Origin of the sequence: Phytohabitans houttuyneae (assembly GCF_011764425.1) — a bacterium.
Lineage (GTDB): Bacteria > Actinomycetota > Actinomycetes > Mycobacteriales > Micromonosporaceae > Phytohabitans > Phytohabitans houttuyneae.
This window is the reverse complement of the sequence record NZ_BLPF01000002.1, coordinates 1139008-1151530: the sequence shown is the minus strand read 5'-3', so window position 1 is coordinate 1151530 and position 12523 is coordinate 1139008. Positions and strand designations below refer to the sequence as shown.

At 70.3% G+C, this 12523-nt stretch carries 12 protein-coding genes; 3 read left to right on the top strand and 9 right to left on the bottom strand.

Features of this window, described 5'->3' with window-relative positions; translation table 11 throughout:
- Positions 1–11 precede the first annotated feature (11 nt).
- Positions 12–656, bottom strand: coding sequence for a hypothetical protein (locus Phou_RS28685; RefSeq protein WP_173061372.1), 645 nt, complete (start codon positions 654–656; stop codon positions 12–14).
- 213 nt (positions 657–869) lie between these two features.
- A complete protein-coding gene (locus Phou_RS28680; protein WP_173061370.1) occupies positions 870–1403 on the bottom strand; it encodes a TetR/AcrR family transcriptional regulator in 534 nt (177 codons plus the stop codon).
- A 75-nt stretch (positions 1404–1478) separates the two neighbouring features.
- Here Phou_RS28680 and Phou_RS28675 point away from each other — a divergent pair, with 75 nt between their 5' ends.
- Positions 1479–2528 (top strand): aldo/keto reductase, encoded by a 1050-nt coding sequence (locus Phou_RS28675; protein ID WP_173061367.1) that lies wholly within the window; start codon positions 1479–1481, stop codon positions 2526–2528.
- Positions 2529–2698: 170 nt separating this feature from the next.
- Here Phou_RS28675 and Phou_RS28670 read toward each other — a convergent pair whose 3' ends face one another.
- Genes Phou_RS28670 through Phou_RS28660 form a run of 3 tightly spaced genes read right to left on the bottom strand, consistent with a single transcriptional unit; the run spans position 2699 to position 5828 of the window.
- Complete coding sequence (locus Phou_RS28670) at positions 2699–4291, bottom strand: CotH kinase family protein (protein ID WP_173061363.1); 1593 nt, start codon at positions 4289–4291, stop codon at positions 2699–2701.
- Positions 4291–4968, bottom strand: coding sequence for a DUF4956 domain-containing protein (locus Phou_RS28665; protein WP_173061360.1), 678 nt, complete (start codon positions 4966–4968; stop codon positions 4291–4293). The genes Phou_RS28670 and Phou_RS28665 overlap by 1 nt, the downstream gene beginning before the upstream one ends.
- A gap of 5 nt (positions 4969–4973) precedes the next feature.
- Entirely contained in the window at positions 4974–5828 is an 855-nt protein-coding gene (locus Phou_RS28660; RefSeq protein ID WP_173061357.1) for a polyphosphate polymerase domain-containing protein, read from the bottom strand.
- A 248-nt stretch (positions 5829–6076) separates the two neighbouring features.
- Here Phou_RS28660 and Phou_RS28655 point away from each other — a divergent pair, with 248 nt between their 5' ends.
- On the top strand, positions 6077–8452 hold the full coding sequence (locus tag Phou_RS28655) for a phosphoketolase family protein (protein ID WP_173061353.1): 2376 nt from the start codon (positions 6077–6079) through the stop codon (positions 8450–8452).
- Between the two features lie 198 nt (positions 8453–8650).
- A complete protein-coding gene (locus Phou_RS28650; RefSeq protein ID WP_173061350.1) occupies positions 8651–8812 on the top strand; it encodes a hypothetical protein in 162 nt (53 codons plus the stop codon).
- A gap of 332 nt (positions 8813–9144) precedes the next feature.
- Here Phou_RS28650 and Phou_RS28645 read toward each other — a convergent pair whose 3' ends face one another.
- From Phou_RS28645 to Phou_RS28630, 4 genes are read right to left on the bottom strand one after another with little or no spacing between them, the layout of a single operon-like run.
- Positions 9145–11037 (bottom strand): FtsX-like permease family protein, encoded by a 1893-nt coding sequence (locus Phou_RS28645; RefSeq protein ID WP_173061347.1) that lies wholly within the window; start codon positions 11035–11037, stop codon positions 9145–9147.
- A complete protein-coding gene (locus Phou_RS28640) occupies positions 10929–11312 on the bottom strand; it encodes a hypothetical protein (RefSeq protein ID WP_173061344.1) in 384 nt (127 codons plus the stop codon). Before Phou_RS28640 ends, Phou_RS28645 begins: the two co-directional genes overlap by 109 nt.
- Positions 11309–11998 carry an ABC transporter ATP-binding protein gene (locus Phou_RS28635; RefSeq protein WP_173061341.1) on the bottom strand — a complete coding sequence of 230 codons (690 nt, stop codon included), beginning with the start codon at positions 11996–11998 and terminating at the stop codon, positions 11309–11311. The genes Phou_RS28640 and Phou_RS28635 overlap by 4 nt, the downstream gene beginning before the upstream one ends.
- Complete coding sequence (locus Phou_RS28630; protein WP_173061338.1) at positions 11995–12519, bottom strand: PadR family transcriptional regulator; 525 nt, start codon at positions 12517–12519, stop codon at positions 11995–11997. The genes Phou_RS28635 and Phou_RS28630 overlap by 4 nt, the downstream gene beginning before the upstream one ends.
- Positions 12520–12523: the final 4 nt, after the last annotated feature.

The window sequence follows — 12523 nt, the reverse complement described above, 5'->3', positions numbered from 1 at the left end:
CCCGGACCGCTTTAGATGAAGTCGCAGTTGTACTGCGCCGAGTTCAGCGGGTTGTCGAGCTGGCTGGCGCGCACGAAGCCCGCGGTCAGCGGACCGTTGGTGTTGCGGTTGTAGGCGACCACCAGCCGCCAGTCCACATTGCTGCGGAAGGTGTAGCAGAACTCGCGCAGCACCCAGTTCGAGTTGTTGCGCGGCACCGTGCCGGTGGAGCCGCAGCTGTCGTACGGGCACAGCCGCTGGGTCGCGCCCCGGTCCACCACGCTCTGCGCCACGCCGCCGGTGTAGCAGGAGTCCTCCACGTCATCCGAGAACAGGTTGTTGCGGTAGAGGAAGCCCGTGCGCTCGGCCGCCCCGCCGCGGGTGGTCTGGTTGAAGATCAGGTTCTTCTGGTTGCCGCTGAACGTGCCGGTGCACAGGTCGGCGATCGGGTCGCCCACACGCACGTCCCCCACCCTGGTCTGCGCGCCGGGATAGCAGCCCGGCGCCCCCGTCGGACAGTTCCAGATGTACGCCGTCCGTACGACGGAGTTGGAGGCCGGGCTCGCGTTGGCGGCGGGCTGGGACACGGTCACCGCGCTCACGGTCGCGGCGAGCAGTGCGACCAGGAGGATGGGGATCCGCCGTAGTATGGCGGCCCCGCTGGTGGATGTAGTCATGGGTAGAGCGTCGACCCCACCGTTCATCGAACCGGCACGAGACCTTTCATCGAACCCGCGCCGTGTCGCCCACCGATCCGGCCCAATCGCGAACTCGGCGGGAACATCAGTAGCTGACATGCTCGGACCAGGGGGAGCCGCTCGGCGTGCCTGATGGCGGTGCTCGTCGATCCCGGCGGTTCGGTGAGAGCCCGCTGGCAGGGCCGCCACCGCCTATCGACGGCTGAGCCCATCGAGGATGAGGCCGAGCATGGGTTGCGAGCGGTCTTCTGGCCCGGACGCGGCTCGCCACAGAGCGCCGGTGAGTTGCAGGAAGTCACGGGCGTCCGCGTCGGTGCGGATGGTGCCATCGCGTTGGCCGGCGTCGAGTAGTTGCGTGATGGCGGCGATCACGGGGCCGTAGGTGCGTTCGGTGATGGATTGATGGGCTCCGGGGCTGAGTGCGTCGCCGAGGCCGTGTTTTCTTTTCATGGCGCTGACCAGCTCGGTGGTCCAGCGCCGCAGTGCTTCCAACGGCGGCAGGTGGGCCAGGAGTTCGGGCACGGACTCGATGAGCCGGTCGATTTCGAGTTGGTAGACGGCCAGGACGAGCGCTTCGCGGGTCGGGTAGTTGCGATACAAGGTGCCAGGTCCGACGCCAGCGCGTTGCGCGATCTGGTTCATCGAGGTGTTGCCGTCCTCGGCCAGCGCCTGGCGCGCGGTCTCCAGGATGCGGGCCCGATTCTCGCGAGCGTCTGCACGAACCATTCCACGCCCCTTGCTATCCGGAGAGGTCTCCACTACCGTATATGGAGACCTCTCCACTTACCTTAGAGGAGCACCGTGCAGTACATCAAGCTCGGCACCACCGGCCTGGACGTCTCGCCGATCGCCATCGGTGCGATGACCTACGGCGAACCCAACCGCGGCCACCCGGTCTGGTCGCTGGACGAGCAGACCAGCCGCCCACTCATCAAGCACGCGCTGGAAGCCGGGATCAACTTCTTCGACACCGCGAACCTGTACTCGCTGGGCTCGAGCGAGGAGATCCTCGGCAGGGCGCTGGGCGACTTCGCGAACCGCGACGACGTGGTGATCGCCACCAAGCTGCGCCACCCGATGCGGCCCGGCCCCAACGGCAAGGGCCTGTCCCGCAAGGCGATCATGACCGAGGTCGACCACTCGCTTCAGCGGCTCGGCACCGACTACATAGACCTCTACCAGATACACCGCAACGACCACGCGACACCGCTCGAGGAGACCCTCGAAGCACTCAGTGACCTCGTGAAGGCCGGCAAGGTGCGCTACCTTGGCGCCTCCTCGATGCCCGCCTGGGAGTTCGCCAAGGCCCTGCACCTGCAAAAGCAGCACGGCTGGGCGCGGTTCGTCTCCATGCAAAACCACTACAACCTGCTCGCCCGCGAAGAGGAACGCGAGATGATCCCGCTGTGCCTCGACGAGGGCGTCGGCACCATCATCTGGAGCCCACTGGCCCGCGGCCGGCTCGCACGCGCCTGGAACGACGCCAAGTCCACCACACGCTCGCAGACCGACGGCTCCTACGCCGACTGGCTGTACACACCCACGGAGGAGGCCTCGAACCGAGCGATCGTGGACACGGTCGGACAGGTCGCCGACGCCCACGGCGTCAGCCGCGCCCAGGTCGCCCTGGCCTGGCTACGCCGCCAACCCGTCGTCACCGCCCCACTGGTCGGCGCCGGCTCGGTGCACCAGATCGACGACGCCGTCGCGTCACTGGACGTCGAGCTGACCGACGACCAGCTACGCGCACTCGAAGCGCCATACACACCCCGCCACGACTTCCAAGGCATCTCCGACGAAGCCGAACTCGACGCGATCCGAGCCCGGATCCCCGGCATGACCCTCCGATAACGCCAACACCCGCTCCGAGCGCGACCGCCCGCGCCGGCACAGACCCACCTCAGCGCTGCCGGTTCCACACGAACCGAAGCGTCTACCAAGGCCAAGGGGTCTCGACCACCGCCCAGTTCGCGGGAAGCCACACCGCGGATCACCGACCGGCTCTCACGCCGGTCAGCGCCTCACTTCCGCGTGATGACCTCGTCTGTCGCCAGGCTCTTGGTGCGGCTGTCGACAAGCGTGCGCAGGGCGGCCGCCTCACTGTCCACGGTGGATGCGTTGGCCCCGGCGGCCTTGAGGATGGCGCTGGTCTGCTCGACCGCGGTCGCGGCCGCGCCGCTGGCGTAGAGCCTCTGGTAGAGGTCGCGGTACGCGTTCTCGTACACCTTCTTGAACTCGGGGTCGGCCAGGAAGCGCTCCTTGAGCTGGTGCCCCCGCATCCGCATGCCACCACCGGGCCCCGGCCCGCCATCCGGCGGCTGGAAACCCTCGGGCGGCTCGAAACCCTCCGGCAGCTGGAAGCCCTCCGGCGGCTCGAAGCCCTCGGGCGGCTGGCCCCGGTCGCCGCCTGGGCCGGCGCCCAGGAAGCCGCCCATGCGACCCGCGTCGTTCGGCCCCTGGGTGGCGTCGCCGCTCATCGCGAGGTTGAGGTCCCAGGTGATCACGGTGAACTTGCGGGTGTCGAGGTTGTAGTACAGGTAGTAGTTGCTGCCCGGCCCGCTCATGTCGTCGAAGTTGAGCAGCAGGTTCTGCAACGCTGCGTAGCGGGCGAACGAGGCCGTATCGACCCGGTCGGCGAGCCCCGCGGCAAACTCCGCGTCGGAGGCGGAGCCGACCCACTGGATCAGCTCGATCACCGGCCGCAGGTCCTGGCTACCCTTCTTGTTGACCTGCTCGAAGTCGTCCTGGTAGTCGGTCTGGTCGTCGCCCTGGTCGGCGAACTGGCCGCTGGCCTGCGACTTGTAGAGCACACCGTCGCCCGGCAGCGAGTCGGCGTAGGTCCGGTCGGGGTGCTCGACGACAAGCCGGGTCACCGTCGGCCGGTCGTTGACGGTGAACGTGGAGAACGTGTACCGCTGTGACGGCTCGCCCGACGCGGCGACAAGGCTGAGCGCGACCGCCTCGTTGAGCCCGGTGGTGCTGCCGCCCATGCCGGTGGCCGGACGAACCGCGATCTCGGTGCGCCCCTGGTAGCGGCGGCCCTCGACGTACTCGTCGAAGCTGACCAGCCACGGCAGGTTTTCCGGCTCCTCGGCGCGCAGGCCACCCATGCCGCCGCCGCGGAAACCACCGCCGGCCTGACCGAAGTCGCGCGGCGCCGCACCGCCCGCCGGCGGTCCGACCCGGACGCCCTCCTCGCCGCGGTCGCCGAAGCCTCGTGGCGCGGTTTGGCCGTCGCGGGTCATGCCGGACAGCGTGGAGTTGCCCTTGAGGCGGATGCCGACACTGTCGATACGGGTGCCGTCGACGACCAGGTCGGCTTCGAGGTACTCCTTGTCGCCGTCCTCCCAGTACTGGTCGAGCATCCGCTCGTAGTCCACGGGCGAGTAGGACAGCGTGAGCTCGTGCGGCCTGCTGGTGTCGAACAGGTCGACGGTGCCGGGAATGTCCTGGACCACGACGTCGGCGTCGGCGCGCTCGTCGCTGGTCACGATCGGCGCCACCCGGCTCGTGCCGACCAGCCCGACCAGCACGGCGAAGAAGATCCCGCAGGCGGCCACCACCTTCCAGTGGTGCCGCAGCCGCACCGGGAGCCGGTGCTTGAGCCGCCGCATCACAGGTCGGTCTGGTCGTAGCCGGTCAGCAGCGTGACCCGCTGCCCATACGTCCGCTCGCGCAACGCGGCGATCAGCGTGGTCGGCTCGGTGCCCTTGCGCAGCCGGACGGTGTACATCAGCTCGGTCAGCGCGCCACCCTGTATCGACTCCAGGCTCACCAGCTCGAACTCGCTGGTGTGCCGCAGCAGCACGTCCTGGATCTCATTCGTGTGGTCCTCGTCGGCCGGCACCTGCACCTTGACCACCTGGCGTTGCACGTTCAGCTGGAACCAGTTGAACCGCTGCATGACGACCACCACGAGGCAGATCGCGACGGTGGCGACGACCGCGAGCGTGTAGAACCGGGTGCCGCAGGCCATCCCGATGCCCATCACCAGGAAGATGAACCCGACGTCGCGGGTCTCCTTGATCGCGTTTCGGAAGCGGATCACCGACAGCGCACCGACCAGCGCGAAGGCCCGTGCGATGTTCGAGCCGACCACCAGCATGATCAACGAAATGATCATGCCCAGGATGACCAGGGTCTGCACGTACGACTGGCTGTACGACACGTTGCGGTGGGTCGCCCGGTACACCCAGCCGATCGCGGAGCTGAGCACAAAGGACAGTGCGAGCGCGATCGCGATGTCGCCGACGCTGAACGTGCCGGACAGATCCTGGACCTCGAAAGGCATGGTGGTCAGTGCTCCGTTTCAACAGGGACGTGGGATGCGGACCGCGGCGCCCTGCCGAACGCCTCGACGCTCTGGCAGTACTTCGACATCCGCACCACCGCGAGGTTGTGCCGGGCGGTCAGGTCGGTCAGCCAGTACGGCACGCGCTCGTTGGCCTTGACCTCCAGCACCGCCAGCCGCGGCGGCACGATGAACCGGTTTTCCGCCGCGACGCCCAGCTGAAGGTCGCGGTCGCGGCCGACGACCCGGTGATCGAGCGTCACCCGCAGCCCGACCTCGGCGTCGCGCCCGGTGAACGCCTCCCGCCGGTACCCAGTCATCGCGATCGGCCGCAGGTCCAACCCGGCGACAAGGCCGAGCACCTCCTCCAGGAAGCCGCGCCCGGAGCCGCCACAGTCGATCATCTGGCGGTGGTCGCACAGCTCGCGTGCCTGCCGGTAAGGCAGCTGGACGCGGCGCTTCTGCGTCACCCGGTTGACCCGCTGCTTGATCTCCACGAAGACCGGCGTCTCGTCGTCGACCACGCACAGGTCGCCGTAGTGCCGGATCCGCAGCTTGCGCCTGAACCGCAGACCCTCGATCTTCTCCCAGTAGAAGCGCAGCCGCGTGGTGTCGTAGTAGACGCTCCAGACGCCGTAGCCGCCGGCCGCCGCATACGTGTCGAGGTCCAGCCGGTGGCGCAGCTCGTCGCGCAGGTCGTCGAGGATCTCCCGGGGCACCAGGTACTTGATCTCGTATCGGTTGAAGGCGTGCAGCCGGCTCGGCGCCCGCAGCGCGTGCCCGGCCTCCGCGGACTGCTCCAGCGGGCGGGCCGTCTCGGGCAGCTGATCCGTGGCAGGCTGCCTACGCCGGAAGAACATCGACGCCCTCCACTCCCGATGCCTGTCGACGGACACAGGAAAGCGTACGCACATCAGAACTAGCTCAAAACTCGCAGAGAACACGCTGACAACGGCCGGGGAACGGCGCGTGAACGGCGGGTGGCGGGCACCGCCGCCGTGTCACCAGGCCCCTGCGAGCCGGGACCTATGGCCCTGTGCGCCGCCGGCCGCACGGATCAGGCTGAATCCGGCCTTCCACGACCCCTACCTGCGAGAGGCTGGCATCCATGGAGACCACGCTGGAGGCGGCGGCGCCGCTGAGTGAGGCGGAGCTGGCGCGGCTTGACGCGTACTGGCGGGCGGCGAACTACCTCACCGTCGGGCAGATCTACCTGCTGGACAACCCGCTGCTGCGCGAGCCGCTGCGCCCGGAGCACATCAAGCCCCGCCTGCTCGGCCACTGGGGCACGAGTCCCGGGCTCAGCCTGCTCTACGCGCACCTCAACCGTGTCATCGTCGCCCGCGACCTCAACGCCATCTACGTCACCGGTCCCGGACACGGCGGCCCGGCGATCGTGGCCAACACGTGGCTGGAGGGCACCTACAGCGAGCTCTACCCGTCCGTCTCGCGGGACGAGTCCGGCATGGCGCGGCTGTTTCGCCAGTTCTCGTTTCCCGGCGGCATCCCCAGCCACGTCGCCCCCGAGGTGCCCGGCTCCATCCACGAGGGTGGCGAGCTGGGCTACTCACTCATGCACGCGTACGGCGCCGCCTTCGACAACCCCGACCTGCTCGTCGCCTGCGTGATCGGCGACGGCGAGGCGGAGACCGGCCCCCTCGCCACGAGCTGGCTGTCCAACGTCTTCCTCAACCCGGCCCGCGACGGCGCCGTGCTGCCGATCCTGCACCTGAACGGGTACAAGATCGCCAACCCGACGGTGCTGGACCGCATCCCCCGCGACGACCTGCTCGCGCTGATGCGCGGCTACGGCTACCAGCCCTACCTGGTCGAAGGCGACGACCCTGCCACCGTGCACCAGCTGCTGGCCGCCACCCTCGACCGCGCCCTGGACGAGATCGCCGCCATCCAGCGGCACGCCCGCACGACCGGCGACACCACGCGACCTCGCTGGCCGATGATCATCCTGCGCACCCCCAAGGGCTGGACCGGCCCCACGACGGTGGACGGCCAGCAGGTCGAGGGCACGTTCCGGGCACACCAGGTGCCGCTCGCCGCGGTGCGCGACAACCCGGCCCACCTGGCCGAGTTGGAGGCGTGGCTGCGCTCGTACCGGCCCGAGGAGCTGTTCGACGCCACCGGCGCCCCGGTCGCCGAGCTCACCGCGCTGCCACCGACCGGCCAGGCGCGGATGAGCGCCAACCCGCACGCCAACGGCGGCGTCGTCCTGCGCGACCTGGTCCTGCCCGACTTCCGCGACTACGCCGTCGAGGTCGACCAGCCGGGCGCCTCCACCTCCGAGGCGGCGCGGGTGCTCGGCGGCTGGGTACGCGACGTCATCAAGGCCAACCCCGACCGCTTCCGCCTCTTCGGACCGGACGAGGTCGCCTCCAACCGGCTCGGCGCCGCCTTCGAGGTGACCGACCGCGCCTTCCTCGGCGCCCGGTACGACGGCGACGACCACCTCTCCCCCGACGGCCGCGTCATGGAGGTGCTCTCCGAGCACCTGTGCCAGGGCTGGCTCGAGGGCTACCTGCTCACCGGCCGGCACGGCATCTTCACCAGCTACGAGGCGTTCATCCACATCGTCGACGCGATGCTCAACCAGCACGCCAAGTGGCTCAAGGTAACGCGGCACATCCCCTGGCGGCGGCCGGTCGCCTCGCTCAACTACCTGCTCTCCTCGCACGTGTGGCGCCAGGACCACAACGGCTTCTCCCACCAGGACCCCGGCTTCATCGACCACGTGGTCAACAAGAAGGCCGAGGTCGTCCGCGTCTACCTGCCGCCGGACGCCAACACACTACTGTCCACGATGGACCACTGCCTGCGCAGCCGCCACTACATCAACGTGGTGGTCGCCGGCAAGCAGGACGCCCCGAACTGGCTGTCCATGGACGACGCCGTGCTGCACTGCCGCCGCGGCCTCGGCATCTGGGACTGGGCCAGCACCGACAACGGCCAGGAGCCCGACGTGGTCCTCGCCTGCGCCGGCGATGTACCCACCCTGGAGACCCTCGCCGCCGCCGACCTGCTCCGCCAGCACCTGCCCGAGCTCAAGGTCCGCGTCGTCAACGTGGTCGACCTGATGCGCCTGCAGCCGGAAAGCGAACACCCGCACGGCCTCGCCGACAGCCAGTTCGACACCGTCTTCACCACAGACAAGCCGATCATCTTCGCCTACCACGGCTATCCCTGGCTCATCCACCGCCTCACCTACCGCCGCACCAACCACAGAAACCTCCACGTGCGCGGCTACAAAGAGGAAGGCACCACCACCACGCCCTTCGACATGGTCATGCTCAACGACCTCGACCGCTTCCACCTCGTCATCGACGTCATCGACCGCGTCCCCGGCCTCAACACCCGCGCCGCACACCTCCGCCAAGCGATGGTCGACGCCCGCCAACGCTGCCGCGACCACACCCGCAGCCATGGCGAGGACGCACCGGAAATCACTGAGTGGCACTGGCCCCAGACCTGATTTATGCCCCGGTCCGCGCCACCTGCGGACCGCATGCTCCCGCGGGCCACGCGGAGGTCGGCGGCGAGCTTGACGCTCGCCGAGTTCCCCGACCTCCGCTGCCGGGTCCGCGGGTCAGGCCCGGACGGGCGAGCCTGGAAGAAACCCTTGCCCGCGTTGGGGTTCTTGGGGTTTTCGGCGTTTGACGGATTGCCTGCCTTGTTGGAAGCCGTCCTGGTCGGGCTGCCGGACGACCAGGCGCCGTTCGCCCAACTCACCGCGCACGAGCTGGCACCGGGCCAATGGTCCACCACGGTCGAGGGCTTCCCACCGGGCGAACCGTTCATGCCAGTCGACAAGCCTGAAGGTGGCGAGGAGTAGACGCGTTACCGGCCGGCACCATGCCCGTGGTCGCAAAGGCGCCCGATCCGCCCCGCGCCGTCCGCCTTCGAGACCGGCGGCGTTGACGGCCGCGCCCACCCGGTCGAGCAGGTGGCCGGCCGGGCTGAGGGCCGCGGCGCCCCAGCCGAGCTGAGCGAGCGCGACGAGGGCGAAGGCGAGGGCCGCGGGGCGGTGTTCGCCGTGGCTGCCGGCCGCGGAAGCGTGGAGGGCGCCGGCACCGAGCGAGGCGATCGCCGCGATCGTGCGCATCGCCGCCTACTCGTAGCGAACCGTGTCGAGGCGGGTCGCCGCGTTCATGAAGGGCAGGGCGATCAGCGACACGGCGAACGCGGCCAGCACGCCCGCCCCAGCCCGGCCACGAACTCACCGCCGGGCAATGTCCACTCGTCGGGTGTGAACGTCGCCAGCGACTGGACCGTCGCCAGTCCCACGCCGAAGAGCACCGTGATGGCCAGCGGCGCCCCGGTCTCCAGGAGCACGACGCGGCGCAGCTGGCCGAGGCTCACCCCGGAAGCGCGCAGCGCCGCGAACGCGCGGCGGCGCTCGAGCACCCCGGTGATCACGGAGACCGTGAGGCTGCACGCGGTGAAGATCAGGATGATCACCATCGCGTACGGCACCGCGCTGCTGAACGCGGTCACGTCCAGAATCGGCCCCACCGCCAGGTCGTCGCTCGTCTTGCTGCGCGAGAGCGGCAGCGTGCGGGCGGCGAGGGTGCGGACCCGCTCCTGCGCGGCGACCGTACCGTCGGTGGGAATCAACAGCGTCTGGATCGGCAGCAGGTCTGCGCCGGGGGCGGGCTCGGCCAGCGCCGACGGCTGGAAGGTGAGGTCGGCCGAGCTCGCGCCGGGCGCGGGAACGGTGAACAGGTCCTCCACCCGCAGGTAGTCCTGGCCGGCGGCGACGCCTTCCCGGTACACCGGCAGCGGGCAGTCCAAAGTGGTCACCCGGGCCAGCTCGGTGCAGCGGACGACGACTTCGCCCTCCGGGCTGCGCCGGGCGACCACCACGCCGGCCGACATGAGTGGGGCGACCTCGTCCTGCGTCGCGCCCTGCACATGCACCGCGACCACGCCGGGATCGAGCACCGGTCGACCGCCGGCGAGCAGGGTCTGGTTGTCGGACCGGCCGGGCTCCTGGTTGGCCGCCGCGACGAAGCCGAGGGTCGTGGCCACATAGACGGCAATGGCGGCGCCGCCGACCATACGAAACGTACCGTACGGATCGGCCGCGATCCGCCGGGCCACCATGAGCGAGGTGACGCTGCGACTCAGCCTGGCCATGCCCCGGCTCACCCACATGCACACCCACGCCCCGGCGAGGAAGAAGCCGACGAGCACGGACAGCACGGAAAAGGTGGACACCATCTGCACGGTGGCCTGCTCCACTGTGGAGGCCTCGGAGACGTCGTCCCTGGACAGCACCGTCGAGTACCAGATGCCGCCGAAGCCGGCGAGAATCGGCGCGATCCGCCAGAGCCCGGGCGCCGGCCGGCGCTGGCGGTGCCGCACCCCGAGCGGTGCCAGCTGCACCGGGTGCATCGCCACGAGGGTGGCGCCCACCGCCACGAGCGGCACGCCGAGCAGGATCACCAGCAGCGGCACCAGCGGCACCCGGACGTCGTCGACGAAGATGGGCATGCCGTGGCCGAGCGTCACCCGGCTCGCCACCACCGGTTTGAGCAGCGCAAACGCGAGCCAGCCCAGCGCGGCGCCGGCGACCGCCGCCAGCGCCGTCTCCGTCGCCGCGAACACCGCGGTCTGCAACCTCGTCGCGCCGGCCAGGCGGGCCGCGGCAAACCGCACCTCCCGCCGCGGACCACCGATCCGCGCGGTCATCGCGACGAAGATGGCGATCGGACCGACGACCAGCACCGCGATCATCCCGAAGAAGACGCCCCAGATCCCGACCAGGTCGGCGCGCGCGTCCGGCTGCTCGATGCCGCGGATCTCGGTCGCACCGCGCATGGCCCGCAGCTGGTCCGGTGTGTGGCCGACGACGGCGACGAGCTCGTCGGGCATGAGCAGGCCGTCGGGGCCGATCTCACCGACGACCGCGCCCGGGTACCGGTCGTCCAGCTCGCCGTCCGGCACGCTCAGCAGCAGCCGCGCGAGCGCGGGTGAGACCACCTTCTCGCCCGGCCCGGGCAGCCGCGAGATCCCGGGCGGCACGGGCGGCCGGTCGCCGAGCGCGGCGACGTGCACCCGGATGACGTCCTGCCCGCGTACCGGTCGGTGACCGCGAGCCACAGCGCGTGGTCGGGTGCGGTGGGCGGGCTGGCGGCGGTGGTGCGGTGCCACCCCAGGCGGTCGACGTGGCCCTGCAGGATCGGCACCGCGGCGAGCGCCAGCAGCGCCAGCGGCACGCCGATCGCGACCCCGACGGTCATCAGCGCGAGCCGGGCCAGGCTCTCCCGCCCGCCGGCGCGCGCCATGCGGACCCCGAGCAGGGCCATGCGGACGGCGAGCCGGAGGTTCACGCCAGCACCGCCGGCAGCATCGTCTGTCCGTCTCGGACGGTGACCTGGCGGTCGGCGTACGCCGCCACGCGCGGCTCGTGCGTCACGAGCACGACACTGACGCGCTCGGACTTGGCCGTGGCGACGAGCAGCTCCATGACCTGGTCGGCAGCGACCGAGTCCAGCGAGCCGGTGGGCTCGTCGGCGAAGACGACGCGCGGGCCGGCGATCAGCGCGCGGGCCACGGCGACGCGCTGCCCCTGGCCACCGGAGATTTCGCCGGGCAGGCGGTGGGCGACCTCCACCAGACCCAGGCGCGGCAGCCAGCTCTCGGCGGCCGCCAGCGCGGCGCGGCGCCTTTGGCCGCCGAGCAGCAGGGGGAACGCGATGTTTTCCAGCACCGGCAGCTCGGGCACCAACTGTCCAAACTGGAAGACGAAACCGAACTCGCCGCGCCGCAGCCGGCTGCGCTCCCGGTCGGCCATCAGGTCGACGCGCCGCCCGTCGAAGAGCACCTCGCCCGCGTCCGGCGTGAGGATGCCGGCCAGGCAGTGCAGCAGCGTCGACTTGCCCGACCCGCTGGGCCCCATGACGGCGAGCACCTCGCCGGCCGTGACCGCGAGGCCGGCGCCGCGCAGGGCCGGCGTCAGCCCGAAGCTCTTGCACAGCCCGTGCCCTACCAGCAGCGGCGCGCCCTGCTCGCTCATGGCGCCAGCTCCGCGGCGAGGGTGTCCAGGCGCCCGGCTGCGTGGTCGATCCAGCGCAGGTCCGCCTCGATGTGAAACAGCTGGTAGTCGATGAGCATGCTGTCGCGCAGGCCGACCTTGCGCCGGGCGGCGGTGAGCTCACGCATCACCGCGAGGTGCCGGTCGCGCTGGCGCTCCAGAAACTCCTCGGCCGGCTTGCCGGACAGCAGCGCCAACGCCACCTTCGTGAAGAGCACCGTCTGCAGCTGCGGCTGCGGGTCCTCCGGCTCGGCAAGCCACCGCGAAAGGTCGGTGACGCCGTCCGCGGTGATCGTGTACCGCTTGCGGTCGGGGCCCGCGCCCTGCTCCACCCCGATGACCTCGATGAGGCCGTCCCGCTCGAGCTGTGCCAGCGTGCGGTAGACCTGCCCGAACCGCAGCGGCCGCGCGGCGCCGAACCTGCGGTCGTAAGACTGCTTGAGGTCGTAGCCATGGCGGTCGGCCTCGTTGAGAAGCCCCAACAACGTGTACGACACCGTCATGCGC

Coding starts and splice junctions, on each gene's coding strand:
- Phou_RS28685 (WP_173061372.1), bottom strand. CDS start 656: ATGACTACATCCACCAGCGGGGCCGCCATACTACGGCGGATCCCCATC.
- Phou_RS28680 (WP_173061370.1), bottom strand. CDS start 1,403: ATGGTTCGTGCAGACGCTCGCGAGAATCGGGCCCGCATCCTGGAGACC.
- Phou_RS28670 (WP_173061363.1), bottom strand. CDS start 4,291: ATGCGGCGGCTCAAGCACCGGCTCCCGGTGCGGCTGCGGCACCACTGG.
- Phou_RS28665 (WP_173061360.1), bottom strand. CDS start 4,968: ATGCCTTTCGAGGTCCAGGATCTGTCCGGCACGTTCAGCGTCGGCGAC.
- Phou_RS28660 (WP_173061357.1), bottom strand. CDS start 5,828: ATGTTCTTCCGGCGTAGGCAGCCTGCCACGGATCAGCTGCCCGAGACG.
- Phou_RS28655 (WP_173061353.1), top strand. CDS start 6,077: ATGGAGACCACGCTGGAGGCGGCGGCGCCGCTGAGTGAGGCGGAGCTG.
- Phou_RS28635 (WP_173061341.1), bottom strand. CDS start 11,998: ATGAGCGAGCAGGGCGCGCCGCTGCTGGTAGGGCACGGGCTGTGCAAG.
- Phou_RS28630 (WP_173061338.1), bottom strand. CDS start 12,519: ATGACGGTGTCGTACACGTTGTTGGGGCTTCTCAACGAGGCCGACCGC.